Consider the following 405-nt stretch of genomic DNA (forward strand, 5'->3'; position numbering starts at 1 on the left):
GGATGAAGGTCTGCATCGCATGACTGGCAAGATCGAGCGGCACGCCGAATTCCTTGCCGAAGCCGAGCGCGAAGCCGAGGTCCTTCACCGCAAGGTCCATGGTGAAATTGATATTGTAGCTGCCGTTGAGGATCACCTGGCTTTCGGTCTCGTGCACGAAGCTGTTGCCGGACGAAGCCTTGATGATGTTGAAGGCATCGGTCAGGTCGATGCCGCCCTTTTTCGCCAGCATCAGCGCTTCGCCGGCCGCGATCAGATGGATGAAAGCCAGCATATTGGTGATCACCTTGATCACCGCCGCCTTGCCGAGCGGCCCGGCATGGAAGATTTCACCGCCCATCGCCTCGAGCGCCGGCCTGTGCAGCTCGAACAGATCCTTGTCGCCGCCGGCAATCACCGTGATCT

At 59.5% G+C, this 405-nt stretch carries 1 protein-coding gene; it reads right to left on the minus strand.

What is annotated here, in order from left to right; all coding sequences use genetic code 11:
• Window positions 1-405, minus strand: a 405-nt coding sequence (locus AC1D0P_RS30920; RefSeq protein ID WP_477680220.1) for an NAD(P)-dependent oxidoreductase, incomplete at both ends; no start/stop codon positions are given.

It is taken from the genome of Polaromonas sp. P1_G2 (assembly GCF_056405515.1).